This is a genomic window from Thermosynechococcus sp. PP555 (genome assembly GCF_031583225.1).
Classification (GTDB): Bacteria; Cyanobacteriota; Cyanobacteriia; order Thermosynechococcales; family Thermosynechococcaceae; genus Thermosynechococcus.
Map to the genome: position 1 here is coordinate 209,616 of NZ_CP134168.1, position 26,165 is coordinate 235,780.

At 55.8% G+C, this 26,165-nt stretch carries 15 protein-coding genes and 1 pseudogene; 7 read left to right on the plus strand and 9 right to left on the minus strand.

The window, feature by feature from the left end:
- Positions 1-9: 9 nt before the first annotated feature.
- Both secA and RHH27_RS00975 read left to right on the plus strand, forming a co-directional pair.
- Positions 10-2,799 carry a preprotein translocase subunit SecA gene (gene secA, locus RHH27_RS00970; RefSeq protein ID WP_302678613.1) on the plus strand — a complete coding sequence of 930 codons (2,790 nt, stop codon included), beginning with the start codon at positions 10-12 and terminating at the stop codon, positions 2,797-2,799.
- Between the two features lie 102 nt (positions 2,800-2,901).
- Positions 2,902-4,635 (plus strand): phosphodiester glycosidase family protein, encoded by a 1,734-nt coding sequence (locus tag RHH27_RS00975; RefSeq protein WP_302678614.1) that lies wholly within the window; start codon positions 2,902-2,904, stop codon positions 4,633-4,635.
- Here RHH27_RS00975 and RHH27_RS00980 read toward each other — a convergent pair.
- On the minus strand, positions 4,632-5,786 hold the full coding sequence (locus tag RHH27_RS00980; protein ID WP_206200672.1) for a M23 family metallopeptidase: 1,155 nt from the start codon (positions 5,784-5,786) through the stop codon (positions 4,632-4,634). The genes RHH27_RS00975 and RHH27_RS00980 overlap by 4 nt on opposite strands.
- A gap of 45 nt (positions 5,787-5,831) precedes the next feature.
- Positions 5,832-7,157 carry a cobyrinate a,c-diamide synthase gene (locus RHH27_RS00985; protein WP_302678615.1) on the minus strand — a complete coding sequence of 442 codons (1,326 nt, stop codon included), beginning with the start codon at positions 7,155-7,157 and terminating at the stop codon, positions 5,832-5,834.
- Positions 7,158-7,313: 156 nt separating this feature from the next.
- Here RHH27_RS00985 and RHH27_RS00990 point away from each other — a divergent pair, with 156 nt between their 5' ends.
- Both RHH27_RS00990 and RHH27_RS00995 read left to right on the plus strand, forming a co-directional pair.
- Positions 7,314-9,512 (plus strand): phosphoketolase, encoded by a 2,199-nt coding sequence (locus tag RHH27_RS00990; RefSeq protein WP_206200674.1) that lies wholly within the window; start codon positions 7,314-7,316, stop codon positions 9,510-9,512.
- 6 nt (positions 9,513-9,518) lie between these two features.
- Positions 9,519-10,709 (plus strand): Coenzyme F420 hydrogenase/dehydrogenase, beta subunit C-terminal domain, encoded by a 1,191-nt coding sequence (locus tag RHH27_RS00995; RefSeq protein WP_206200675.1) that lies wholly within the window; start codon positions 9,519-9,521, stop codon positions 10,707-10,709.
- Between the two features lie 74 nt (positions 10,710-10,783).
- On the opposite strand, the gene psbA (RHH27_RS01000) is transcribed toward RHH27_RS00995, so the two are convergent.
- Both psbA (RHH27_RS01000) and psbA (RHH27_RS01005) read right to left on the minus strand, forming a co-directional pair.
- Positions 10,784-11,866, minus strand: coding sequence for a photosystem II q(b) protein (gene psbA, locus RHH27_RS01000; RefSeq protein ID WP_181494996.1), 1,083 nt, complete (start codon positions 11,864-11,866; stop codon positions 10,784-10,786).
- Positions 11,867-12,178: 312 nt separating this feature from the next.
- Positions 12,179-13,261, minus strand: a complete 1,083-nt coding sequence (gene psbA, locus RHH27_RS01005; RefSeq protein ID WP_206200677.1) for a photosystem II q(b) protein — start codon at positions 13,259-13,261, stop codon at positions 12,179-12,181.
- Between the two features lie 264 nt (positions 13,262-13,525).
- Between psbA (RHH27_RS01005) and RHH27_RS01010 the strand changes: the two genes are divergently transcribed.
- Together RHH27_RS01010 and RHH27_RS01015 are read left to right on the plus strand one after the other, a co-directional pair.
- Positions 13,526-14,713 (plus strand): TRC40/GET3/ArsA family transport-energizing ATPase, encoded by a 1,188-nt coding sequence (locus RHH27_RS01010; RefSeq protein WP_206200678.1) that lies wholly within the window; start codon positions 13,526-13,528, stop codon positions 14,711-14,713.
- Positions 14,714-14,732: 19 nt separating this feature from the next.
- Positions 14,733-15,434 (plus strand): ABC transporter ATP-binding protein, encoded by a 702-nt coding sequence (locus RHH27_RS01015; protein ID WP_315862896.1) that lies wholly within the window; start codon positions 14,733-14,735, stop codon positions 15,432-15,434.
- Here the strand turns inward: RHH27_RS01015 and RHH27_RS01020 are convergent.
- Both RHH27_RS01020 and purD read right to left on the minus strand, forming a co-directional pair.
- Positions 15,431-15,724: a DUF3082 domain-containing protein gene (locus tag RHH27_RS01020; protein ID WP_206200680.1), complete on the minus strand. Its 294-nt coding sequence runs from the start codon at positions 15,722-15,724 to the stop codon at positions 15,431-15,433. The genes RHH27_RS01015 and RHH27_RS01020 overlap by 4 nt on opposite strands.
- Entirely contained in the window at positions 15,721-17,025 is a 1,305-nt protein-coding gene (gene purD, locus RHH27_RS01025) for a phosphoribosylamine--glycine ligase (RefSeq protein ID WP_302678617.1), read from the minus strand. The genes RHH27_RS01020 and purD overlap by 4 nt, the downstream gene beginning before the upstream one ends.
- A 577-nt stretch (positions 17,026-17,602) precedes the next feature.
- On the opposite strand from purD, the pseudogene RHH27_RS01035 reads away from it, so the two are divergent.
- A pseudogene (locus tag RHH27_RS01035) lies at positions 17,603-18,263 on the plus strand (IS630 transposase-related protein).
- Here RHH27_RS01035 and RHH27_RS01040 read toward each other — a convergent pair.
- The 3 genes from RHH27_RS01040 to RHH27_RS01050 are packed head-to-tail and all read right to left on the minus strand — an operon-like array spanning position 18,216 to position 25,974.
- Entirely contained in the window at positions 18,216-21,104 is a 2,889-nt protein-coding gene (locus tag RHH27_RS01040; RefSeq protein WP_302678618.1) for a BPTD_3080 family restriction endonuclease, read from the minus strand. The pseudogene RHH27_RS01035 and the gene RHH27_RS01040 sit on opposite strands and share 48 nt — an antisense overlap.
- A complete protein-coding gene (locus tag RHH27_RS01045) occupies positions 21,104-23,041 on the minus strand; it encodes an ATP-dependent endonuclease (RefSeq protein WP_302678619.1) in 1,938 nt (645 codons plus the stop codon). The genes RHH27_RS01040 and RHH27_RS01045 overlap by 1 nt, the downstream gene beginning before the upstream one ends.
- The gene (locus tag RHH27_RS01050) at positions 23,038-25,974 is read right to left on the minus strand and encodes a site-specific DNA-methyltransferase (RefSeq protein WP_302678620.1); all 2,937 of its coding nucleotides are present in this window, start codon (positions 25,972-25,974) and stop codon (positions 23,038-23,040) included. The genes RHH27_RS01045 and RHH27_RS01050 overlap by 4 nt, the downstream gene beginning before the upstream one ends.
- Between the last annotated feature and the right edge of the window lie 191 nt (positions 25,975-26,165).

Below are 26,165 nucleotides of genomic sequence, written 5' to 3' on the forward strand. Positions count from 1 at the left end.
GCCCGTCCCATGCTGAAAGCCCTCTTTGGCGATCCCAATCAGCGCAAGATTAAAAAGTATCAGCCCCTTGTGGTCGAAATTAACCTGCTGGAGGAACAAGTTCAGGCTCTCAGCGATAGTGAGCTACAGGCAAAAACGGCTGAGTTTCGGCAGCGACTCGACAATGGCGAGACCCTCGATGATTTACTGCCCGAGGCCTTTGCTGTGGTGCGCGAAGCCTCACGACGGGTACTGGGGATGCGCCACTTTGATGTCCAGCTCATCGGTGGCATGATTCTCCACGATGGCCAGATTGCCGAAATGAAAACGGGGGAAGGGAAAACCCTCGTGGCCACGCTGCCGGCCTACCTGAATGCCCTGACGGGGAAAGGGGTGCACATTGTTACAGTCAACGACTATCTGGCACGGCGGGATGCGGAATGGATGGGGCAGGTGCATCGCTTTCTGGGTCTGACGGTCGGGCTGATTCAGCAGCACATGGCTCCCCAAGAGCGGCAGAAAAGCTATGCCTGCGATATCACCTATGCCACCAACAGCGAAATTGGCTTTGACTACCTGCGGGACAATATGGCTACGTCCATGGCTGAGGTGGTGCAGCGTCCCTTCAACTACTGCATCATTGACGAGGTGGATTCGGTACTGATTGACGAAGCCCGCACGCCCCTGATTATTTCAGGTCAAGTGGAGCGTCCCACCGAGAAGTACCTCAAGGCGGCTGAAGTTGCCCGCCTCCTGAAAAAAGACGAGCACTACGAGGTGGATGAAAAGGCTCGTAATGTCCTCATGACCGATGAGGGGTTTATCGAAGCTGAAAAACTATTGGGGGTGAGCGATCTCTATGACCCCCAAGACCCTTGGGCACACTATATCTTTAATGCCATCAAGGCCAAGGAACTCTTCCAGCGGGATGTGAACTACATCGTCCGCAATGGTGAAGTGGTGATTGTCGATGAATTCACGGGACGAGTCATGGTGGGTCGCCGCTGGAGTGATGGCCTGCATCAGGCGATTGAAGCCAAGGAAGGCCTAGAGATTCAAAATGAGTCCCAAACCCTCGCCACAATTACCTACCAAAATCTCTTTTTGCTCTATCCCAAGTTGGCGGGGATGACGGGGACAGCCAAGACGGAAGAGGCGGAATTTGAGAAAATTTACAAGCTGGAAGTGACGGTGGTGCCCACCAATCGCCCCAGCCAGCGGCGGGACTTTCCCGATGTGGTCTATAAAACGGAGCGGGGTAAATGGCTGGCCGTGGCCTCTGAATGTGCCGAGATTCACGCTACGGGTCGCCCAGTGCTCGTGGGTACCACCAGTGTTGAAAAGTCGGAGCTATTGTCCCAACTGCTGCGGGAGTTGGACATTCCCCATAACCTGCTGAATGCCAAACCTGAAAATGTGGAGCGAGAGTCGGAGATCATTGCCCAAGCCGGCCGCAAGGGCGCAGTGACGATCTCAACCAATATGGCAGGCCGCGGCACCGACATTATCTTGGGGGGGAATGCCGACTACATGGCACGCCTCAAGGTGCGGGAATACTTTATGCCTCGCATTGTCATGCCCCCCAGTGACGACCCGATGATGCTATTGGGGCTGAAAATGGATCGTGGCGGTGGCCAAGGCTTTAGTCAGGCGGCGCAGAAAAACTGGAAAGCCTCACCGGGACTCTTCCCCTGCGAAATTAGTAAGGAGGCGGAAAAGCTGCTGCGCCATGCGGTGGATGTGGCAGTTAAGACCTATGGTGAGCGCAGTCTGCCGGAGTTGCAGGCGGAGGATATGCTGGCGATCGCCTCGGAGAAAGCACCGACCCAAGACCCTGTGATTCAAGCCCTGCGGGATGCCTTTAACCGTATCCGCGAAGAATATGAGCTGGTCACCAAGAAAGAACATGAAGAAGTGGTCGCCCTCGGTGGTTTGCACGTGATTGGGACAGAACGCCATGAATCGCGGCGGATTGACAACCAGTTGCGGGGACGGGCAGGACGCCAAGGTGACCCCGGATCCACACGCTTTTTCCTGAGCTTGGAGGATAACCTACTGCGCATCTTTGGGGGCGATCGCGTCGCCAGTATCATGAATGCCCTGCGCGTTGACGAGGATATGCCCATTGAGTCGGGACTCCTTACCCGCAGCTTGGAAAATGCCCAGCGCAAGGTGGAAACCTACTACTATGACATCCGTAAGCAGGTCTTTGAATACGACGAGGTGATGAATAACCAGCGGCGTGCCATCTATGCTGAGCGGCGGCGGGTGCTGGAAGGGGAAGACCTCAAGGATCGGGTGCTGGAGTACGCCGAAAAAACCATGGACGACATCATTGCCGCCTATGTCAATCCCGATCTGCCGCCAGAGGAATGGGATTTAGAGGGCTTGGTGGCCAAAGTACAGGAATTTGTCTATTTGCTGTCGGATCTGCGCCCTGAGCATCTGGCTCATCTCAGCGTACCGGAGATGCAGGCCTTTTTGCATGAGCAAGTGCGCACCGCCTACGAGCAAAAAGAAGCAGAAATTGAGCGCATTCAAAGGGGTCTGATGCGACAAGCGGAGCGGTTCTTTATCCTACAACAGATTGACCTGCTGTGGCGGGAGCACCTACAACAAATGGATGCCCTGCGGGAGTCGGTCGGCCTACGGGGCTATGGTCAAGAGGATCCCTTGGTGGAGTACAAACGGGAGGGCTATGAACTGTTCTTGGACATGATGGTGATGATTCGCCGCAATGTCGTGTATTCTCTCTTCCAGTTCCAGCCCCAAGTGGCACCGCCCCCAGAGGAGGTGTCCTCGTCCTCAGATCAGGCCTAGCCGAGTTGCCCAAAATTGATCCTTGTTGCTCTGGAGCAATCTGTAGCGCTACGGGGTCAACTATACTGGCAGAGTTTCAGTGGGCAGGGTGTGGCGTTAAGCGTGTTGGCAAGATCGGCTTCTCGGGTTGTTGGCAGTGGGATTGCACTTGCGATCGCTAGCTCCAGCGCCAATATCGCATTACCTCAGGAAATTCAAGGCGATCGCCTGAACTTAAATGGCCGCGACTACCCCGTGGCTTGGCAGCAGTGGCGCGATAACCAAAATCAACTGCGCATAGGGATTAGCGATGGTGGCCTTGCCAATCGCTTGGGGGTGCTCCTTGGGGATACTACAGACCCGTTTCAGCAACCAGTGGCTTGGTTTCAGCCGCAATTTAGCCCCTTGGCGGTGCGCTTTAGCCCCAACGGCATGTATCGCTACTTGGACATTACACCGTGGATTGAGCAATATCAGTGGCAGGTGCAACCCCAAGGGAATACGCTCCAGATCAGTACCCCCCCGGCACGGATTCTCAGTTGGCGGCAGGGACGACAACCGTGGGGCGATCGCTGGGTCTTTGAATTAGACCGCCCCACCCCTTGGCAAATCAATCGGCTCACCTTTAGCCGCACAGGTCTTACCCCTCGCGATCTCAGCCTGACGATTGAGGCGACGGGACAATTGGCCACGATTCCCAATGTCAAAATTACCGCTACCCCCAATCGCACAGTACTGGAAACACAAATTCCTGGCACGGCTCGCCCAGTGGCCTCAATGCTGCTCAATCCACCGCGTCTGGTGATTGATTTTCGCAGGGATGCGCCCCCCCCGCGTACGATTCAATGGGCACCGGGGCTACGTTGGCAACAGCAAACCGTGACCCTCGGCAATCACCAGTTTCCAGTAGATTTGCTGGTCATCAATCCGCAACAGCCGGGGCTGCGTCTGCGTCCCCTCGGCATGACCCCCACAACCTTGGTGGGCTTAGCAACGGTGCCCGAACTGGCTCAACGCTGGCAAGCCGCCGCCGCCATTAATGCTGGATTCTTTAATCGCGATCGCCAAGCTCCCTTGGGGGCCATTCGCAGTGAGGGCAACTGGCTCTCAGGCCCGATTCTCAATCGCGGTGCCATTGGCTGGGACGATCGCGGCCAGATGGTTGTCGGTCGCCTGAGTTTGCAGCAGCGGGTGAGGACGCCGGCCGGTACGGTGCCCATTGTCACGTTCAATTCTGGCTATGTCCAAGCCGGTCTTGCCCTTTATACCCCCAGTTGGGGCGCGAGCTACCAAGGGAAAACGGGCAGCGAAGTGGTGATTACGGTGCGCAATCAGCAGGTGGTGGGGCAGCAACCGATCCATAACAATCAAGCGATTCCTATTCCCGCAGATGGCTTTCTACTGGTGGCGCGTAACTTTAATTCCGCCTTGGCCAACTTCCCACCGGGAGCTTCCGTGCAACTGGAAACCACGGCTGTGCCCGCTGTGTTTAATAGCATTCCCAATATTGTTGGTGCAGGTCCCCTACTGGTGGATCAGGGGCGAGTGGTCTTGAATGCGGCACTGGAGCAATTTGGAGCAGGTTTAGATGCGCAGGCAGCCCCCCGCAGTGCCATGGGCAACCGCAGTGATGGCAGCATTGTCTGGGTCACCACCCACAACCGTATTGGGGGTATGGGGCCAACCCTCGCCGAATGGGCACAAATTGTGCGGCAGTTGGGCTTGATCAATGCCGTCAATCTGGATGGTGGCAGTTCCACGGCTCTCTACATTGGTGGGGTCTTGGTGGATCGCCATTCGGTGACAACAACGCGGGTCAATAATGCCATTGGGGTCTTTTGGCAGCCAACCCCCTAAAGATAGGCCAAGGGATCGCTGGGTTCGCCATTGAGGCGCACTTCAAAGTGGAGGTGGGGGCCTGTTGAGAGTCCCGTCGAGCCAACTTCAGCAATGGGCTGCCCCTGTTGCACGAATTCACCTTCTCGTACGAGCAATCGCTGGGCATGGGCATAGAGGGTCGTCATGCCGCCGCCATGATCCAAAATCACGGTTTGGCCGTAGCCCCCTGACCAACCGGCAAAGATCACGGTGCCCGCTTCAGCAGCAAAGATGAGGGTGCCAAAATCTGCCCCAAAATCCACCCCAGCATGAAATCGCCGTGTGCCTAAAATTGGGTGAATCCGCCAACCAAAGGGACTGGTCAGCGGTGCTTGAATGGGGTAGGCAAGACGACCACTGCGGGGAAGGGGTGGGGCGCCCCTAGGGACATAACCGAGGCGTTGGTTAATGAGCTGCTGAATGGCGGCACTATCACGGGCGAGTTGGGCTTCAATGGAGGCAAGGGCTTGGCGATCGCTCCGTAGGCGAGCAATGAGTTGCCGTTGGTTTGCAGCTTCGCGCTCATAGATGGCCTGTTGCTGTTGCAGTTGTTGGCGTAGGGCTTGAATGAAGCGCTGTTGCACTTGAATTTGTCGCTCCTGCTGCTGAAGTCGCTGGCGATCGCGAACCAAGGCGGCCAAGTGCTGGCGATCGCGCTCATAGACCTGACGCAGACGCCCCTGCTGCTCAAACCAATCGTTAAGGGTTTCCGCCTCAAAGACCATTGCCCACTGCGGAATCTCGCGGTAGCGTTGGAGCCGCCGCAGGCGATCGCTAATCACGGCCACACTGGCTTCGTAGCGCTGGCTGAGGGTTTGTTGCTGTTCCTTGAGGTCTTTGAGCAGTTTTTCCGCTGCTTGCAGGCGATCGCTGGCCGCCATTAATTGCTGCGTTGTTGTGTCCACATTGGTTTCCAAACTCTCAAGGCGATCGCTCGCCGCTGCCTCAAGGCGTTCGAGTTGTTGACGCTGCTGACCCACCGCCTGCTGGTGCTGCTGATGTTGTTGGATCACCCGCTGCCAATACGCCAAGTTTTGGGAGGGCGCCGTTGCCCAAGCCACTAAAGTGGCGCTGAGGGTCACAAGTACCCCAAGGCAAACGTAGAGGCTATAGCGGTATCGCATCGGCATTGAGCGCCCTCAAATACTGCAAACATTACGTTGCCGTGAGTGGCATTATCCAACCTTTGCTGCCTGCTGCAGAAAGCGAATCGCCCACTGTGGATGGCCGCCCCAATGGAGATGGAGATAACTGGCGTGGAGTTGAGAACTGCCCCAGCCCTCGGCTTGACCGTCCAATTGCCACAGCGGCGTTGGCGGCGGCACACTCAAACAGGAATAGTGAAATTCATGGCCTTGAACCGTCTCTCCTGCCCGCAGACACACCGTTGTTTGTAAAGCCGTGGCTTGGCGATAGCCGAGGGTGAGTTTTTTACCCATGTGGGCAACCGTCGGCAAGTATCCCACCAAAGGATAGTAGTGTCCCTCGCAGGTTTGGATGCCTTGGCTGAGGTACATGAGGCCACCACACTCGGCATAGAGAGCTAAGCCCCCTTCAATGGCCTGCCGCAGTGATTCAAGAAACGAGTGATTCGCCGCTAGCTCTGGGGCAAACACCTCTGGAAAGCCACCCCCCAAGATCAACCCCTGTAGACCGGTGGGCAAGGGGGCATCCCGCAGGGGTGAGACCGGAATTAACGTTGCCCCTAAAGCGTGGAGCAGATCAAGGGTGTCAGCGTAGTAAAACTGAAAGGCGGCATCTTGGGCAACGCCAAGGGTGACTGGGGTCAGGGGGGAAACGCTAAAAGGGGGGGCTGCGGGGGTGGGGGCTGGGGCAAGGAGTGGCGTGAGGCGCTCCCAGTCAAAACAGGTGTTTCCTAAATGGGCAAGGCGATCGCCGAGGTGATGAAATTCCCCTGATTCGTGGGGCGGCACTAAGCCGAGGTGGCGACTGGGGAGTGCCAAGGCCTGATCGCGATAGATGATGCCGAGAATGGGCACCCCAAGGGGGGCAAGGGCAGCTTCTAACATTTGCCGATGGCGATCGCTGGCCACCCGATTCAAGACCACGCCAGCAATCTGGAGGGAGGGATCATAGTGGCAAAAGCCATAGACCAAGGCCGCCACGGAAGCTGCCTGTTTTTGCACATCCAAAACCAGTAGGATGGGAGCCTGCAAGAGTTGGGCAATGTGTGCCGTACTGCCCTCATGGCTGCCCCCTCGGCCATCAAATAGCCCCATCACTCCCTCAATGAGCACTGCATCCATCCCCTGACTGTAATAGCCCACACAGGCGCGGACATAGTCAGCACTGGTCAAGACCACGTCAAGGTTACGGCAAGGCCGGCCACTGATAGCACTGTGAAACAGGGGATCAATGTAGTCAGGCCCCACCTTAAATGTTTGGACGCGCTGCCCCCGTGCCGTTAAGGCTGCATTCAAGGCCAAAGCAACCGTTGTTTTGCCGACACCACTGCGATCGCCCGCTATCACCAATGCCATCGTTAATCCCGTTCCCCAAGAAAAATCAATCTATGGCCACAATCCATCGCAATGCCTGCATTTCAGGGAGATTCCCTGCCCCAGCCGCCGTGAGAGCGCCCCCCACCCCTGTAAGATAGGAGACTAAGCGTGCAGTCAACAGTTGGGTCAGGGTCTATGACAGCGGTAACTTCGGTGCCCAGTTTCTGTGAAGGAATCCAGTATTTTGGCGACGATTGGCCAGACTGGGATCGCTATGGTCAAACACCGCTTCTGAATGCCCAACAGCCTGCCCTTACCGACTTAGACGCCACCGAGGCCGCTTATCAAACGCTGCTCTATGCCGATGCCCTCCGCTATCTGATCTTACAGATGACCGGCAGTAAAGCCTCAGGTCACCCCGGCGGGTTTGCCAGCCAAGCGGAAGCCTATGCCGCCCTAGTGATGTTGGGGCACAAGAATATCATCACGGAAGTGGGGCACCATGCCCCCGGCTTCTATGCCGCCATGTTCTTGGATCGCTCCCTCGAAAAGATGGGCATTTATACGGTTCAAGACCTGCGCGATCGCTTCCGCGAAAAACATGGCCTTCTGGGTCATCTCTCTGGCTATATTCCGGGGATTCTTGCCCCCGCCGGCCCCCTCGGACAGGGGCAGCACTTTGCCATGGCCGCTGCTTGGTTGCACCGCCAGACCCTCTTTCCCTTCACCTTAGGCGATGGCGGTCTGGGGGAACCCTACGTCATGAGCAGTATGGCCCACTTCCACACGGCTTTCCCAGAGGTGACCAACTTCCTGCCTGTCCTCGTGTGGAATGGCTTTAGCCAAGAGCACCACAGCATGGTCTCCCGCAAAACCAATCCCGAAATGATGGCCTACTGGCACGGCAATGGCTTCCAAGAGGTGGTGCTGGTGGATGCCAAGGACTTTGATGATAGCGACCAAGAGGGGGATTACGTTGATAGCACGCTCTTTTCCTTTGGTCAGCGATTGGCCTTCATGCAGGCGGTGCTCAAGGGGGTACAGGAGGCGGCGCGATCGGCTCTCTCCGGCAAGTTAACGGTCTTTATCCTCAAGCAACTGAAAGGCGCCGGCGTGCATGCCAAGGGGGCAAAATCCCATAACCTCTATGCCCAGCACACCCTCGACAACCCCGATATTGTCAATGCCCTGAAAGCCCGTGCCCTGTCTCCCGCTGCTTGGGAACTGGTGCGCCAAAACTGTGTTGCTGCGGCCGGTGGGCCTGCGGCAGAGGTGGTGGTCACTGAGCAGGTCTTAGATTTACCGCCCCTTGGGGAGATTTCCCTTGAGGCCTATGCCTTGGGGGAAAACAAAGTAGCCACAACGGCGATGGGGCGCATGGTGGCAGAAGTGGGACAGCGCGATCGCCGCTATCTGGTCACGAATGCCGATGGCAATGAGGCCTCTGGCATTGGCAACATCAACCAAGCCCTGAAGATCATTCACCCGACCACGGATCCCCTCTACAATCAAGTGCCCAATGGCCAAGTCTATGAACCCCTCAGCGAAGATGCCTGTGCCGGTCTAGCGGCAGGGCTTTGCTTGATGGGCAGCCGCAGTCTTTGGTGCTCCTATGAGTCCTTTGCCATTAATGGTCTCCCCATTTGGCAAACCGTCACCCAAGCCATGGCAGAGCTGCGCCGTCCGACGCCAGCCACAGTAACCCTCTTTACCGCCGGTGCCCTTGAGCAGGGGCGCAATGGCTGGACGCACCAACGCCCAGAAATCGAAGCCTACTACGCTGCCCTATTGCGCAATGGCAATGTCTTTGTCCTCTTTCCGCCGGATGCCAACAGCATTCAAGTGTGCTACCGCTGGGCACTCACAGCACAAAACAAGGGGATTGCCATCTTTGCCAGTAAAACACCGCTGCCGGTGCGCACCACGTTTGCCCAAACCGAACAGGCCCTTGATGAGGGCGCGGTAACCCTCTACGAGTCTGCTAGTGGTCGTGCCACATTGGTGCTAGCGGTGCTAGGGGATATGATTTTGCAGCCCGTGTATAGTGCCCTACCCCAGTTGGAACAGCTCGGCTATCGGGTGCGCATTGTCTCGGTCATTAACCCCCGCCGCCTATATCGGCCTACGGATGTGGCTTGGCAAACCTGTGCCGAACCCGATGGTGGCTTTGCCGATGAGGCCACCTTCCAACGACTTTTTGGTGGTGATGCCCTTTTGGGAGTCACGGGCGGGCCTGCGGCACTGTTGGAGCCAATTCTTTTGCGTGCCACCTGTCCCCGCGATGTCTTGGCTTGGCAACGGGGAGAAACGACGGCTAGCCCCGCCGAACTCATGGCCTACAATGGCCTCACTCCCGAAGCGATTTGCGATCGCGCCCGTTCACTGCTGAAGTAAGTGCCCATGACTGCTGCCCATCAAAAAGCCCGTGCCCTCAAGCCCGGCAGCCCTCGCCCCGCCAAAGCCCTCTGTAGCGAGTGTGGTCTTTGCGACACCTACTATATCCACTACGTCAAAGAGGCCTGTGCCTTCCTCAATCAGCAGTTTGAGACTCTCGAGCAGCAAAGTCATGGCCGTGCCCGTGATCTTGACAATTGGGATGAGTGCTACTTTGGCGTTCACCAGCAGATGATGGCGGCTCGCAAAACCGAACCCATTGCGGGGGCGCAGTGGACGGGCATCGTCAGCAGTATTGCCATTGCCATGCTGGAGTCGGGGCGGGTTGAAGGGGTGGTCTGCGTTCAAAATAGCGAGAGCGATCGCTTTACCCCCAAGCCCGTGATTGCCCGCAGCCGTGAAGAGATTCTCGCTGCTCGCGTCAATAAACCGACCCTGTCTCCCAATCTATCGGTTCTCGAGCAGGTGGAACAATCTGGACTCAGGCGGCTGTTGGTGATTGGGGTTGGCTGTCAAATTCAGGCGCTGCGAGCCGTACAGGACAAACTGGGTCTTGAAAAGCTCTACGTCCTAGGCACTCCCTGCGTGGACAATGTCACCCGTGCCGGTCTGCAAAAATTCCTAGAAACCACCAGCCGATCGCCCGCAACCGTCATTTACTACGAGTTCATGCAAGACTTTCGGGTGCATTTCAAGCACAGCGACGGCTCCACGGAAACCGTGCCCTTCTTTGGCCTCAAGACCAATCAACTCAAGGATGTCTTTGCCCCCTCCTGCATGAGTTGCTTTGACTACGTGAATGGCCTTGCCGATCTGGTCGTGGGCTACATGGGCGCCCCCTTTGGTTGGCAGTGGCTGGTGGTGCGCAACGAGCTTGGCCAAGAAATGCTTGACCTCGTGCGCGATCAGTTAGACATTCAGCCTGTTACGAGTGCCGGCGATCGCCACGCTGCCGTGCAACAAAGCATTCCTGCCTACGATAAAGGCGTCACGCTCCCCATGTGGGCGGCGAAACTAGTCGGCCTAGTAATTGAGCGCATTGGTCCCAAAGGGCTTGAATATGCTCGCTTTTCCATTGACTCCCACTTCACCCGCAACTATCTCTATGTGCGGCGCAACTATCCCCAAAAACTGGCTGCTCACGTGCCCGCCTTTGCCAAAAAAATTGTTGATCAGTATCAACTCCCTGCCCAATAATCGCGACAAAAAAAGCCCCCCCTGTGGGGAGCGATATTTGGACTTATCACTAGAGCGGTTTAGGAGCGACCTGTTTAGGCTTCAATGCTTGGCGCAATCATCGCCACAGGAGCCGATTCACCGCTTGCCAAGTCGAGGGGGAAGTTGTGGGCATTGCGTTCGTGCATCACCTCAATACCAATGTTGGCGCGGTTGATGATGTCGGCCCAAGTATTGATGACATTCCCTTGCGCATCCACAACGGAGTGGTTGAAGTTGAAGCCATTGAGGTTAAAGGCCATCGTGCTAATGCCAAGGGCAGCAAACCAGATGCCCACCACTGGCCAAGCAGCGAGGAAGAAGTGCAGCGAGCGGCTATTGTTGAAACTGGCGTATTGGAAGATCAGCCGACCAAAGTAACCGTGAGCTGCCACGATGTTGTAGGTTTCTTCCTCTTGACCAAACTTGTAGCCATAGTTGGTGGATTCGGTTTCGGTGGTTTCACGGATCAGGCTGGAGGTCACCAGAGAACCGTGCATAGCGGCAAACAGGGCACCACCAAAGACACCCGCCACACCCAGCATGTGGAAGGGGTGCATGAGGATGTTGTGCTCCGCTTGGAACACAATCATGAAGTTAAACGTACCGGAAATGCCCAGCATCAGGCCATCGGAAAAGCTGCCTTGACCAATGGGGTAGATCAACAGCACAGCCGTTGCCGCTGCCACGGGAGCCGAGAAGGCCACGGGAATCCAAGGCCGCATCCCCAGACGGTAGCTGAGTTCCCATTCCCGACCCATGTAGCAGAAAATGCCGATCAGGAAGTGGAAAACAATCAGTTGATAAGGACCACCGTTGTAGAGCCACTCATCGAGGGAAGCAGCATCCCAGATCGGGTAGAGGTGTAGCCCAATGGCATTAGAGGAGGGCACCACTGCCGCTGTAATGATGTTGTTGCCATAGAGCAAGGAGCCAGAGACAGGCTCACGGATACCATCAATATCCACGGGGGGTGCCGCAATAAAGGCAATGACAAAGCAAATCGTTGCGGCAAGGAGCGTCGGGATCATGATCACCCCAAACCAGCCAATATAAAGGCGGTTTTCTGTGCTGGTAATCCAATCGCAAAAACGCTCCCACAGATTCGCTGTCTGACGACGTTGCAGAACTGTAGTCATAGTCGTTATGAATCCATGAATAACAACAGAACTTAAGCAGCAGCAATGAACGCTGCAAGTTCCTATTTATTGATTATATGGTTATATTTCTGAGCGGCAAGGGGTTTGAGGTCGGCTTTTATAGAATCAAAAGACCTTTGTCTATCCATTGACTTTTATCAATCTTTTAGATTGACGTTGGGCGGGTAGCAGCGTCTCTGAGACGTGGTTTCTTACCGTGTTGAGCGTGTTAATGCCTGTGGGCTATAACGCAATAAAAAACCGCCCCTAGTGCAGGAGCGGCTGTGTCAAAGTTCAGCAGATGAGTGTTGCTTAGCTGTTGATGCTGGGAGCAATCATGGCCACAGGAGCAGATTCAGCGCTAGCCAAGTCGAGGGGGAAGTTGTGAGCATTACGCTCGTGCATCACTTCCATACCCAAGTTGGCACGGTTGATGATGTCAGCCCAGGTGTTGATCACGTTGCCCTTGGCATCAATGACCGAGTGGTTGAAGTTAAACCCGTTGAGGTTGAAGGCCATCGTGCTGATACCCAGAGCGGTGAACCAAACCCCGACCACCGGCCAAGCGGCGAGGAAGAAGTGCAGCGCACGGCTGTTGTTGAAGCTGGCGTATTGGAAGATCAAGCGACCAAAGTAACCGTGGGCAGCCACGATGTTGTAGGTTTCTTCCTCTTGACCGAATTTGTAGCCGTAGTTGGTGGATTCCGTTTCGGTGGTTTCACGGATCAAGCTGGAGGTCACCAGAGAACCGTGCATGGCGGAGAACAGTGCGCCACCAAAGACACCGGCCACACCCAATTGGTGGAAGGGGTGCATTAGGATGTTGTGCTCAGCTTGGAACACAATCATGAAGTTGAAGGTACCGGAGATACCGAGGGGCATCCCGTCAGAGAAGCTGCCTTGACCAATGGGGTAGATCAAGAAGACCGCAAAGGCAGAGGCCAAGGGAGCGGAGTAGGCCACGCAAATCCAAGGCCGCATACCGAGGCGGTAGCTGAGTTCCCACTGGCGCCCCATGTAGCAGGAGGCACCCAACAGGAAGTGGAAGACAATCAACTGGTAGGGGCCACCGTTGTAGAGCCACTCATCGAGGGAAGCAGCTTCCCAAATGGGGTAGAAGTGCAAGCCAATGGCGTTGCTGGTGGGCACCACTGCACCAGTGATGATGTTGTTGCCATAGAGCAAGGAGCCAGAAACAGGCTCACGAATGCCATCGATGTCCACAGGGGGAGCAGCGATGAAAGCAATCACAAAGCAAATGGTTGCGGCCAGCAGGGTGGGGATCATAATCACACCGAACCAGCCCACATAGAGGCGGTTATCGGTGCTGGTCACCCAGTTACAAAACCGCTCCCACAAATTCGCGCTTTCGCGACGTTGGAGAGTTGTGGTCATAGTCGTGATAAGTCCAAATATATTTCCCGTTACAAACCCTTGAAAACAGTTATAAACTGCAAGGGCTTAAGCATTAACTTAATATTTGCCCCAAGGGATCGGGGAGAGACCTAAATTATTGTTAATAAAGCTAAATAAGCAGTTGTATTTATTTATTTTTCTTAATGATTTTATTTCCATTGATTGCGAGCGATCGCCCCCCCCTGAGGACAAGCTCAAGGGTTAAGATATTTTAAGCAACCGTGTTTAGGGCAGGGCCTTCCCATGCGCGTAATTTTAATGACTGGCAAAGGTGGCGTTGGTAAAACCTCAGTGGCGGCAGCAACGGGGTTACGCTGTGCTGAGTTGGGGTACAAAACGCTGGTGCTGAGCACCGATCCCGCCCACTCCCTTGCTGATAGTTTTGACCTTGAATTGGGGCATGTCCCTGTGCCCGTCGCCGAAAATCTCTGGGGAGCGGAACTCGATGCCCTCATGGAACTGGAGGACAACTGGGGTGCGGTGAAGCGCTACATTACCCAAGTCTTGCAGGCGCGCGGGCTAGAGGGCGTTCAAGCTGAAGAATTGGCGATTTTGCCGGGGATGGATGAAATTTTTGCCCTTGTGCGCATGAAACGCCACTATGACGAAGGCCAATACGATGTCTTAATTATTGACTCTGCCCCCACAGGTACGGCACTGCGGCTGTTGAGTCTACCCGAGGTGAGCGGCTGGTACATGCGCCGCTTCTATAAACCCCTACAGCGGATGTCCGTGGCCTTGCGACCGATTGTGGAGCCAATTTTCAAGCCCTTGGTGGGGTTCTCTTTGCCCGATCAAGAGGTGATGGATGCGCCCTATGAATTCTATGAGCAGATTGAAGCCCTCGAAAAAGTCCTCACCGACAACACGCAAACCTCAGTGCGCTTGGTCACCAATCCAGAAAAGATGGTGATTAAGGAGTCGCTGCGCGCCCATGCCTATCTTAGCCTCTATAACGTGGCCACCGACTTAGTCATTGCAAACCGTATTCTGCCGAACACGGTACAGGATCCCTTCTTTGCCCGCTGGAAAGAAATGCAGCAGCAATACCGTCAAGAAATTCACGACAATTTCCGCCCGCTACCGGTGAAGGAAGTGCCCCTGTTTGCTGAGGAACTCTGTGGTTTGGCGGCACTGCACCGCCTGAAGGAGACCCTCTACGCTGATGAAGATCCAGCTCAGGTTTATTACCAAGAGCAAACGATTCGGGTGGTGCCCAGTGATGGCCAGTACAGCCTTGAACTCTATCTACCGGGGGTACCCAAGGAAAAAATTGAACTGAACAAGACGGCAGATGAGTTGAATATCCGCATTGGTAACCATCGTCGTAATATGGTGCTCCCCCAAGGATTAGCAGCACTGCAACCGGTGGGCGCGAAAATGGAGGCGGACTACCTGAAAATCCGCTTTGCTAGTGCCACCAGTAGCTAATTCGGCTAATCAATGACTGATGAGACTTGCCACTGTGACAACAACTGGGCTGGCGATCGCCACCACCAATCTGACTAAAGTTTATCGTTCTGGCCATGACGAGACCCCTGTTCTTCAGGGCATTAACCTGCAAATCCAGCGCGGTCATATCCATCTGCTAATGGGACCTTCGGGGTCAGGGAAAACCACCCTGCTCTCGATTTTGGCTGGCATTCTTGCCCCCACCAGTGGCCAAGTGGTTGTCTTAGGCCAAGAGATTACGCAACTGTCCAAGGCTGCACTGGCGAAATTTCGCTTGCAAAATATTGGCTTTGTCTTTCAGAGTTTTAATCTTTTCCCCGCCTTGACCGCGCTGGAAAATGTGGAACTGGCGCTCAATCTCAAGGGAATCAAAGGCAAACAGGCCAAGGAACAGGCGGCAGCCCGTCTAGAGGAAGTGGGGTTGGGTCATCGCCTCGACTTTGTGCCCGCAAATCTTTCTGGGGGTCAGAAACAGCGAGTGGCCATTGCCCGTGCCCTAGCGGGTGAGCCGCAGATTATTTTTGCTGATGAACCGACGGCTTCCCTGGATTCCCAAAATGGCCAACAGGTGATCAAAATTCTCTACAAGCTAGCAAAGCAAAAAGGCTGCACAGTGTTGATTGTTACCCATGATCCACGGATTACAGCCATTGCCGATCGCATCACCAAAATCGAAGATGGCAAAATTAGCGACGGTTAAGCCTGCTCCCGTTGTACCCAGCGTTCCCAAAGCAGTTGCAGCGTCAGCGCCACCAGACCCACGGCAATAATGCTAAAGACCCCCGTTGCGAGGGTACACAAGCCCACCACAAGGGTGCGCACGGCCACGGCCAAGCTATAAACCAGTTGATTGTGGTAGCTCACTGCGTGAGTGGCAAAGACGTAGGCGATCGCCCCTGTTAGCCGATAAAGGAGAATCCCAAGCGTGCCAGCAATCAGCGCACCAGTTAAACAGCGTAATGGGTTAGTTTTTGGGGGGAGGAGGGTCATGGATGGTATTCACCTTTGTGAGCCGATGATTCCAGAATACGGTAGCCAATGTCACGACGATAGTAGCAGTCGGCAAATTCAATGGCGCTGACGCCCGCATAGGCCTTGGCTTGAGCCGTGGCAAAATCAGGAGCCAAAGCGGTAATGTTCAATACCCGACCGCCATTGGTGTACCATTGCCCCTCTTGCCAGCGCGTTCCAGCATGGAAAACGAGAACCCCTTGGGCGATCGCTGCGGGAATACCCTGAATCACATCCCCCTTGCGGTAACTCCCCGGATAGCCCCCCGCCGCCATCACGACGGATAGAGCTACCTCATTGCGCCATTGCAACGCTCCCAAACTGGCTAAGCGTCTCTCGACACAGGCCAAGAGCACCTCAATCAGAGGGGTTTCCAAGAGGGGGAGGACGACTTGGGTTTCAGGATCACCAAAGCGACAGTTAAATTCCACCACGTAGGGATCCCCTGCGGACGTCACCATCAGACCGGCATAGAGCACCCCACAGTAGTGGATTCCCCGATCCTGCAACGCCCCAAGGGCAGGTTCAAGAATCGTCTGTTGAATTCGTTGCATTAACTCTGGTGTCACCCAAGGGACAGGGGCATAGACCCCCATTCCTCCAGTATTTGGACCTGTGTCCCCTTCGCCAATGCGCTTGTGGTCTTGGGCGGGCAGCAGCGGCAGAATGGTTTTGCCATCCGTAACGGCGAGTACGGAGACCTCTTGCCCCTCTAGTACTGATTCAATGACCACCTGTTGACCAGCGGCGCCAAATTCACCCCCAAAAATCCGCTCGAGGGCAGCGATCGCCTCCCCTTCGGTGGCCGCTACCGTCACTCCTTTACCTGCCGCTAAACCATCGGCCTTAATGACAATGGGTGCCCCTTGGGCTTGAACATAACGAGAGGCCGCCTCATAATTGTCAAACACTGCTGCTTTGGCCGTAGGAATCTGAGCCGCCTGCATGAGCGCCTTTGCCCAAGCTTTACTGGCTTCAATTTGTGCGCCGGCCTTGACCGGCCCAAACACAGGGATGTTCAACGCCTGTAGGTGATCGGCCAAACCCACTGCCAAGGGAACCTCTGGCCCGACAACCACTAAATCAACGTTATTCTCTTTGGCAAATTCACCAATACCCGTGAGGTCGGTGGCTGCAATGGCCACATTCTCACACCGCTCCAGGCTGGCTGTGCCCCCATTCCCCGGCAGACAATAGACCTGTGTCACGCGAGGAGAATCGAGTAATTTCCAAGCGATCGCGTGCTCTCGACCACCACTGCCAACGACAACGACCTTCACAGATGCACTCCAAAAAGATAAGCCATATTTTGAAATCAATCTTCAGGAGACTATCAAGTTTATCAGTCAATAGGCAACGTTCTCTCCAAAGGTAAAATGATTGGCTTATTCCTTTGCAGAAGTATTGAACAACAGTTTGAAGAGGTAGGAAAAAGAGAAGAAATATTGTATTCTTCCCTTAAAAGATTAAAAAACAGTCAATTTACTATGGCATCTTTTGGAGCTATTGTCAAGTCTATTCTCAGGCGCCTCAGCCCTTGCGACTATCCCGTCCTGAACTCACAACTGCTCTTCAAAATCTGGCTGACGTACATTTTGGACGCCAGCTTAAACAGTATGAGAGCCTTGTTTTATCGGCTCAATCAGTCAGGAATAACAGCCGTTTTCACAAGGATGACGAGAAACAGTAGTCTGGCTATGGCGTAAAGTCTGGCTATGGCGTAAAGTTACGTCCTATCAAGATATTGACCCGAATAGGAAACGGCTGTTCAGGTAGATATAGCTATTTCGAAAGGGAGTGAGATATTTTCAAGAGGGATAGGCTATACTCAAAGCGTCATGAATGTTACTCAAGAATATGAGCTATAGCTTGGACTTACGAGAGCGGGTTGTCTCCTATATCAAGCAAGGTGGCAAAATCAGTGAAGCGACTCAAATTTTTCAGGTCAGTCGCGCCACCATCCATCGCTGGCTGAAGCGAGAGGACTTAGCGCCCACGGTTGTCCCCCGTCGTCCTTGGAAACTGGATTGGGCGGCCTTAGCAGCGGATGTTGCTACCCATCCCGATGACCGTTTAATCGACCGTGCCCAGCGATCGAGTGGAGTCTGAGTATGGGTGGTCAGCGCGAGGCCAACGAATTGATGGAGAGCGAGCGGGGAAGCGTCAGAAAAGAGAGAGTTTAGTCGCAGGACGGTATAGACACCAGAAAGACTTCATCGCCCCAATGCTGTTTTGCGGATACTTGAATGCGGTAGGGTTTGTGAGCTGGCTGAGTCAGTACTGTTTGCCGGCGTTAAAGAGACCGTCGTTGTTGATGATGGATAATGCACCGATTCATCCAAAAGGGGCGATTCAGGCAGTGGTGAAAGCGGCGGGTCACGCGGTGTTATTTTTACCGAAATACTCTCCTGATTTGAATGTGATTGAGCACGACTTCAGTGCGCTGAAGCGAGCGCGGAGGTATGCAGGGTCAAACAGTTCGATTGATGAAGTGATTCGCAAGTATTGTGCTGGATAATGTCTCATTCTTTATTGGAATAGCTATATCCTGAATCTCACCGGGCGTCTTCGCTACTTCCGCGCGCCATCGCCCGAAGCCGCCGTGCGCGTTCACAGCTTCGCACCACTCTGCAAGATACTGACGCTTCACCTTGTCCTGCTCCGTATCCTGACCCTTTGTTTCTAGAATCAGATGATCACCGTTCTTCAGCCGCACCAGGAAATCAGGCCGGTACTTGCGCACCACACCGCGATAAACGTAGAGCACTTCGAAGCCTAGGTGGTCATTCTTGACCCAGGCAGCCACCGCGTCACTGCTATCGAGCGCGAAGGCGTCGGACGCTTCCCATGTGCTGTCGTAGACGCAGACGTTGATATGGGATTTCTCCGTGCGCTCGCAGGGCTTGCCCGTGTACCAAGTGCGCATCTCGCCTGTGGAGCGGATAGGATGATCGCGGTCGAAGACCGGCTCGATGCGATCGGTGTTCTCCTGCCGAACCGCCTCCCATATATGCTGCACCACCCGCGACAGGTTCAGCGTGATGATCAGCCGTCGGCGCAATTCGTCCTGATAAAAAAGCGGTGGCGTAATATGAATACGGTCGGAGCGGATGAATTGCTCGACGATGCGAATCAATTGCGCCAATAATACTTCGCGGCTGCCTTTCCAAGCGGTCTGCATTTGGTCAAAGACATCGCGCACCGTCTCAAATATGATGCGCTGGGTGCGGAATTCCCGCGCCAGCCGCTCCAACTCGATGCGGTTGATCCGGGTGACGTCTGGCTTGCCTTCGAGGATCGGCGCCAGCTCGGCGACCTTCGCTGTCTGCGCCGCGTCCAGTTCCAATGGTCGCACCTTCGACCAGTCCAAGGTCAGCGTCGGTTGAAAGAAGCGCTCGATGCGCACCACATTCGGCCAGCGGATCTCGAGCTGTGCCTTGGTCGGGTCTGGCTCAACGGCGGTCTTGGGCGTGGGCGGCGGTGGCGGGTCGTTCTCGCCGCCTTCGTGGGGCAAGAAGGTGAAGGGCACGCCGAAGATGTTGACGTATTCCGGCTCGAACAGCCCCGTTTCCGGGTTGACTTCGTACGAAGTGCGCCGCAAGCCGCGACCAACCACCTGCTCGCACAGCAGCTGCGACGTGAACGCCCGCAGTCCCATGATGTGCGTCACCGTCTTGGCATCCCAGCCCTCGGAGAGCATGCCGACGGAGATGACGTTTTGGATTCTCTCGCCCGGCTGTCCCACCTTGCCCACCGTGTCCACCATCTGGCGCAAGCGCTCGGCCTGCTGAGCCTTGGTGAGTTTTGCGTTTTGAGTTGCTGGTTTTGCGTTTTCTGCCGTTGCCTCGACCCCTTCTTCATCTTCGACAAACTGACCACTCGAAACGAAAAACTCTTCTTTCGCTTCCGCCTCATCGAGCACCTTCGAGTCGATATGCAGGATGCGCTCTGGGTCGCACAGTTCGTCGATGTGGATGCGCCGCGAATCGAAGGCGTGCTTCACGCGCGCCGCGGTCTCGGTGCGGTTGCAGACGGTGATCATCACCGGCGGCGTGGACAGCCCGGCCGCCTTCCATGCCTTCCACGTCTCGCGCCAATCGTAGCCCAGGAGGTAGTAGGCGTTCAGCACTAGGTCGGGCAGCGGTTCGTGTGGTTCGGCGCGGCGGTTCAGGTCGTCTTTCACGTCCGGGTCGTTGTAAATGTGATAGAGGCGCGACTTGTAAGTTTTGGCATCGGGGACGGCATCGTCGCGCACCACCACGCGCGGGGTCTTGACTAGGCCAGACTCGATGGCGTCATTCAAGCCGAAGTCGCTAACGATCCAGTCGAAGAGCGCCTCTTCGCTGCTCTTTTTGCCCGAAGGCGTGAAGGGAGTAGCGGAAAAATCATAGCACCTGAGGATGCCCCGCGAGCGGTGCAGGCGATCCAGCCCGCCGATCCACACCGTGGCCTCCGCGGCGCTATCCTTGAGATCCCGCTGCCGCAAATACTTTCCTTCCGCCTCCCAGTTCACACGCCAGGCGTGGTGCGCCTCGTCGTTGATGACCAGAAGGTTGCGCGCATTGGCCATCTCGCCCAGCACCTCGCGCGTGTAGGCCTCGTCGCTTTTGACCCCGCGCTTGTCCACAGACTTGCGTTTCTTGATCTGTTCTTCGCTCTCCCAGGCGAGGGCGTGCCAGTTGCGCACCAGCACTTTGCCTTGGCGCAATTTCTCGAGCAAGGACGAGGGCACGATGTCGAGGGCTTCGTAGTAATTGCCGTCCGCGGCGGGGTAAAGCACTTCCAGACGCTTTTTGACCGTCAGCCCCGGGGCGATGACCAGCACGTTTTTGGAGAAACGGGCATCCTGCGGGTTGGCCACCTTGTTCAGGACCTGCCAAGCGATGACCAAGGCCATGACGATGGTCTTGCCCGAACCGGTGGCCATCTTGCAGCATTGGCGGATGTACTCGCCGCCATCGCCGGGGATTTCGATGCCGGTGCGCTCAGCGGGGGCGGCCTCGGTCAGCCAGATGAGCGTCTCCACCGCCTCCAGCTGGCAGAAGAAGAAGCGCCGCCGGTCAAAGTTTTCGGGGTCGGTCCAATGTTCCAGCAGCCGCTTGGTGATGCTGGTGACGCCCGGATAGCCCGCCTCGCGCCAGGCCTTGACGCGCGGGCGGATCTGGTTGACCAGCGGAATCTCGACGAAGATGCCCGGGTCATCGAAGGCTTTTGAGCCGGGCGTCGCCACCACGTACCCCGCCGGGCGGCGGCCCTCCACCAATTCGAAAATACGCGTCTCGCGGTCGTAACGCCAGTGCCGCTGCGGCTCCTCGTAGGGCGAGTTGATGATCAGGCGGTCAATGGTGGTGCTGGGCATCAATTTTCCTCTCTATTTTCATTCTTATTAGCAAACTCCATGATCTTATTGCAAAGCTTCTCGAGAGAATCCGATTTCTTGCCAGCATCCCAAGCTATCTGGAGTCTCGATGCAATGTGCAACGCGTTCTTCTGTAGATTCCCGGCAAACCCGTATTCAGCATCTGCCTTAGATCGAAACTCATCCCAGTTCTCTTTTCCAATCTCTTGCTCAACCACCTTCCCGATGTCTGAGGACCACATGACTACAGCGGCCCCCCAGAACGTACTGGTCGGGAACGGCTCAGGATCAGATACACCGCATAACTTGAGGATTGCGCTGTTGTTTCTGCGGTGTTTCTCCCTGCTTCCGTTTTTGTCCGGCTTGTCGCCGTCCGAATCCAGTACCGCGAGAGTCGGGATCTGCAGGCACTTGGCTACCGCGAGAGGTTGAAGCATCCGACTTTTTCCACCGGTGGGGACAATGTGACAGCCGAGTCGTCTGAACTCATCCCACCGGTTGAGCAAGTGAAGGTAGGTGGTCAAATATGCAGTATCCTCTAGCCCCTCGACGAATACGATCCTAGACGCGAAGAATATTTCGCTGAGCTCAGGCTGGAGTGCTTGATGGATCTTTGCCAACTGCTCGCTCGGTTCGACAGGTTGCTGGCCTTTCACAGCCGCAATTTGATTTGCCACCTCTTGATGGGTGGTCCTAGTAATAGACGAAGCACCATTGACCTTGCGGACCATCCGGACACTCTCGAATCTCTCACCTGATATGAAGTATGGACTGTGGGTTGTAACCAAGATTTGAGAGTTCTGTTCGCTCAGCTTCACGAGCACGTTATAAAGATGCCTTGCTTGTGGGGGATGCTGATAGAGCTCCGGCTCCTCACAGGCGAGAATCAGCCGTGGATCTGCGTCGTCTCTGTCAGAGAGTTCTTGGAGCAGTGCGAGAATAAACGAACGTTGAAGCCCGTGCCCGAAACGTGTAAGCTCCCCTTCAAACCCTGCCTCACCGAGAATGGCCTGAGCAAAAGGCTCATCAACACGTACCGCCTTTTCGGGGTCCTGGTACCATTGCACTCGAAGCGTTGCGTCTTGATGCGCCCACTGCACAAGCCGATTTCGCAGAGCTGTAGATATTTCGGTTAGCTGTGCCTGACTATCGGCAAGGAGTTGTCTGTACTTCTCCTGCATTTCCTTGCGGATGGGATCAAATGACTCCTTGAGGTTGACTTTGGACCGAACCGTGCGGCTCAAAAGCTTCCCTAGGGCTGTGTCCTTAGACTCTTTCTGCTCGCTAGCCGCTTCCTTCACTGCGGGCACGTACACCCACTGGATGTATTTCTCGAGAAGGTTTTTACCCTTTGATACACCATAGAACTCGTCCGCACTAGGGAGTTCTTCGCACAATTCCGGGTGCTTTTCTTCATACTCACGAAGTGCTTGGACCATTGCATCCTTTGTGCCAGGATGCGGAAGATCAGGGTACTTCTCTCGCACCCTGGTGTATATATCCTTCAGCTCAGCAACCTTTTTCCCAGCTTTTTCGGCTTCAAAAAACAGCGCGAAATCCTTGATAACCATCCGGCGACCGTACTGCTTTACTTCGGCTGTGTTTGCAACAGGATCAAATTGTGCCTCAACTGAGACAACCAATTGATCATGGCGCACATAATGCTGGAGTTCATTCTTAGCTTCCTCTGAGAAGTCTGTAAAAGTGATCGTTATCTCGATAGGATCCGTTGTGTTTTTGGCATGGAAATCCTCCTCACTGAGCGAACGCGTGTTGAGACCGGGTATCCCTGATTCACCAAAGAAGACGTTGAGGGCATGCAGGACACTTGACTTCCCTGAGCCGTTGGCTCCGACGAAGCACGTGTAGTCATCAAGTTCGATAGTCTGTTCCTTTATCGAGCGGAAGTTTCGAATGCGGACGGATTTGATCTTCATGTGTCAATCTCCATAATCTTCAAACTCTCGATCCCCCGGTCGTCCACGATCTTGACCGCGATGCGCTTGTGCTCGCCCGGCTCGAATGGCAGCGACACCGTGCCGCGATAAGCCTCAATCAGTTCCTCGTCGATCTCGGCCTTGAGATTGCGCGCCAGTTTCGCCCAGCCTTCGCCCTCGCCCGCCATCGGGAAGAAGACTTGACGCGGGTAGAGGCTGCGCCCATCATAGTCGGTATCCAGCATCCAGACGGCAATCTTGTCCGCCCCGCCCGATTCGACCCCGCCCGTTTTCGTGTTGTAGTAGTCGAAGCCATGCACGGCTACGACGTACTTGCCGTCTTTCTCCTTGCGCACCTCCACATCCGGCTGGCCGATGAGCCAGAAGGAGTCGTTGCTGGCGCGCTTCTTCTTGAGATCGTCGGTGAGCAGATCGGCGTTCATCTGCACCTTGAGCAGCGTCACCCCTGGCCAGTGGGTCTCGTCAATGTCTTTGGCCGCCTCGGGGTCGAACTGGAAGGCGGCGAAGACGATGAGCTTCGGCCTGGGCACCAGCGTATGCGCTTCTTCGATGGCCTGGGCCACCTGCCGCTGCTCCAGCGGTGCGTGCTCGGAACCAAAGGAGACCACCACGCGCATCGGGCTGTCGGCCGGGCCGGTCTCGCGCACCGAATCGGCACCTTCGTCGCTGGGGCGCGTCTCGCCGTCGGCGTGCAAAAAGCGGCAGCCGGGCAGCGGCTCTAGGCGCGCGAAGCGGATGTACTGCCCCGCCTTGCCGCGGATGCCGGCGCGCAGCAGTTCGTCGCGCCATTCGGCCTGGCGCAGCGTCTCGCCCGAGCGGGCGATGGATGTGTCGGCTGGTTGGGATCTGGCTTCGAGAATCTCCTCCGGCGACTTGACCGCAATCTCCTCCGGCGACTTGACCGCCGGCGCGGGCACGGCCTCCACCGTGAACGGGCCAGTGACGCGCACCTTCTTGCGGTCTACGAAGGGCTGGTCGTAGAGCGTCTCCTGCGACGCATGGCGGGCGATCGCCTTATCCATGGCCTTTTGCATCGCGCGGCGGGCGGCGTGGAAGGCGTCAAAGGGCTTGCGAGCCGCTTCCGGCCAGTCGGCAGGGAACTCAAAGGGCACCTCCCACTCCACCAGCTCATTGACCTTGACCGCCTGGCCGGCGGGCATAGTGAAGGTGGCGCTGTCCGGCGCGGCAAAATCCACGAATTGCCCGGCGCGGCCCCCTTGCGTGACCTTGAAACGGGGATAGCCCTCACCCCCGGCCCATCTCCCAGGGGGAGAGGGGAGACGCAGCGCGGCGTTGAGGTCCGCCAGCGCCTGTTCGATGGCCGGATGCATGCGGGCGTAGATGCCGTCGATCTCCGGGTTGTTGGCGATGGACTTGAGCGTCACATGCGGCACGGTCTTGTACTTGAAGCCGCTGCCCACGCCTTCTTCGGGATGCGCCAGCTCGTAGTAGTCGAAGACCGCGGTCATCAGGCGCTGGCGGGCGAGCGTGAGCGCCACGCGCGAGGTGTCGCAGGTGATCCAGCGCCGGCCCCATTGCTCGGCCACGTAGGCCGTCGTGCCGCTGCCGCAGGTGGGGTCGAACACCAGGTCGCCCGGGTCGGTGGTCATCAGGAGACAACGTTGGATGACTGTAGTTGTTGTTTGCACCGCATAAGTCTTATCTATCTCCCCTCGCGTATCGTTCCAAACGTTCGGAATCTCCTGAACGGGGTAATCCTCATGGAACAGCACGTAATAAAGATTGTTACCGATTGGGAACAACCTATTTGCTGTAACAAGACTTTTCATGCCTTCGAGATTTGTCTTCCAGCTTTTGCCTCTCGTCGGGCGAAAAACACGGCCTTCATACGCAAAATCGAACACGCAGCTTTCGGTACGACCGGCAGAATTCAAATTCTCCGCAACATACGGCCTTGCGCCGTTCGGTATGCTTGCTTGCCCACCTTTCTCTTCGCGTGTCATATATCGGCGGGATCCATCTGGCATTTGAAGCAAGCTGAAGCGCCCTTCATCTCCAATGCCTTTGTCAGTATATAGCTTCCTAAATTTCAGCCGCCCCTTGCTGCGCGCGTACCACAACAAGTAATCGTGCACATTCGCAATCAACGTCGTTCTAAGCGGTATCTTTGTTCTGAACGAAATCTGACTCACAAAATTCCCCGCCCCGAACACCTCATCCATCAACTCCCGCACGTGGTGCACGTTCTCGTCACTGATCTGCACGAAGATGCTGCCGCTCTCGGTCAAGAGTTCCCGCGCCAGAAGCAGCCGGTCGCGAAGATACGTGAGGTAGGAGTGGATGCCCAGCTCCCAAGTATCGCGGAAGGCGCGGATCTGCTCCGGCTCGCTAGTTAAGTCCTCGTCCTTGCCGTCCTTCACGTCGCGTTTGTTGACGAAGGGCTGGAAGTTGGAGCCGTAGCGGATGCCGTAGGGCGGGTCAATGTAGATCATCTGCACCTTGCCGGCCATGCCCTCCTTTTCCAGCAGCGAGTTCATCACCAGCAGCGAGTCGCCGGCGATGAGGCGGTTGCTCCAGTCGTGCTTGTGTTGGTAGAACTCGACGACCTTGTGCAAGGGTTCTTGGCGCTCGACCTCGAACAACCCCAGTTGCACCGGTTCCTGTTGCCCATTTTTCTTGCGCACCGCCTCGATAATTGTGCGCGGGTCAATGCGCTCGTGGACGTGCAGGGAGACGGTAGGAACTTCAAACGAGGTATGCTCGGCTTTGCCCGCCCAGACCAGTTGCGGGTCGAGGTGCGGGTCGTAGGCGTAGCGCTTTTTCTGCTGTCCGGTGTCGGGGTCGGTTTCGGGCGTGACCAGCCCAACGGGCGGGTTGTTGACGCGCGCTTTGTCCCGATGCTCGTAGGGTGCGATCGGACGCTTGGTCTCGGTCTTCTTTTTTCGGGCCATCAAGTCCTGTCTGCAGATTGGTGGTTTTGAAAGCTAAACAGTAATTAAACTGCAATAGTAGATACGTATGCAAGGACTTAATTTGTAACGATAAACAGCATAGAGACCCCATACTTAACCTGCTATCTAAGCAAAATACCCAAACAGAACAATGGCCTGAGTATCGAAAGTGGGTGCGCTTTTACCTGCAT

Excerpts from the sequence above, each read along its gene's own strand:
- RHH27_RS01020 (WP_206200680.1), bottom strand. The coding sequence starts at position 15,724 with ATGACCCTCCTCCCCCCAAAAACTAACCCATTACGCTGTTTAACTGGT.
- secA (WP_302678613.1), top strand. The coding sequence starts at position 10 with ATGCTGAAAGCCCTCTTTGGCGATCCCAATCAGCGCAAGATTAAAAAG.
- RHH27_RS01040 (WP_302678618.1), bottom strand. The coding sequence starts at position 21,104 with ATGCCCAGCACCACCATTGACCGCCTGATCATCAACTCGCCCTACGAG.
- RHH27_RS00990 (WP_206200674.1), top strand. The coding sequence starts at position 7,314 with ATGACAGCGGTAACTTCGGTGCCCAGTTTCTGTGAAGGAATCCAGTAT.
- psbA (WP_181494996.1), bottom strand. The coding sequence starts at position 11,866 with ATGACTACAGTTCTGCAACGTCGTCAGACAGCGAATCTGTGGGAGCGT.
- RHH27_RS01010 (WP_206200678.1), top strand. The coding sequence starts at position 13,526 with ATGCGCGTAATTTTAATGACTGGCAAAGGTGGCGTTGGTAAAACCTCA.
- RHH27_RS00995 (WP_206200675.1), top strand. The coding sequence starts at position 9,519 with ATGACTGCTGCCCATCAAAAAGCCCGTGCCCTCAAGCCCGGCAGCCCT.
- RHH27_RS00980 (WP_206200672.1), bottom strand. The coding sequence starts at position 5,786 with ATGCCGATGCGATACCGCTATAGCCTCTACGTTTGCCTTGGGGTACTT.
- psbA (WP_206200677.1), bottom strand. The coding sequence starts at position 13,261 with ATGACCACAACTCTCCAACGTCGCGAAAGCGCGAATTTGTGGGAGCGG.
- RHH27_RS01015 (WP_315862896.1), top strand. The coding sequence starts at position 14,733 with ATGAGACTTGCCACTGTGACAACAACTGGGCTGGCGATCGCCACCACC.
- RHH27_RS01045 (WP_302678619.1), bottom strand. The coding sequence starts at position 23,041 with ATGAAGATCAAATCCGTCCGCATTCGAAACTTCCGCTCGATAAAGGAA.
- RHH27_RS00985 (WP_302678615.1), bottom strand. The coding sequence starts at position 7,157 with ATGGCATTGGTGATAGCGGGCGATCGCAGTGGTGTCGGCAAAACAACG.
- RHH27_RS01050 (WP_302678620.1), bottom strand. The coding sequence starts at position 25,974 with ATGGCCCGAAAAAAGAAGACCGAGACCAAGCGTCCGATCGCACCCTAC.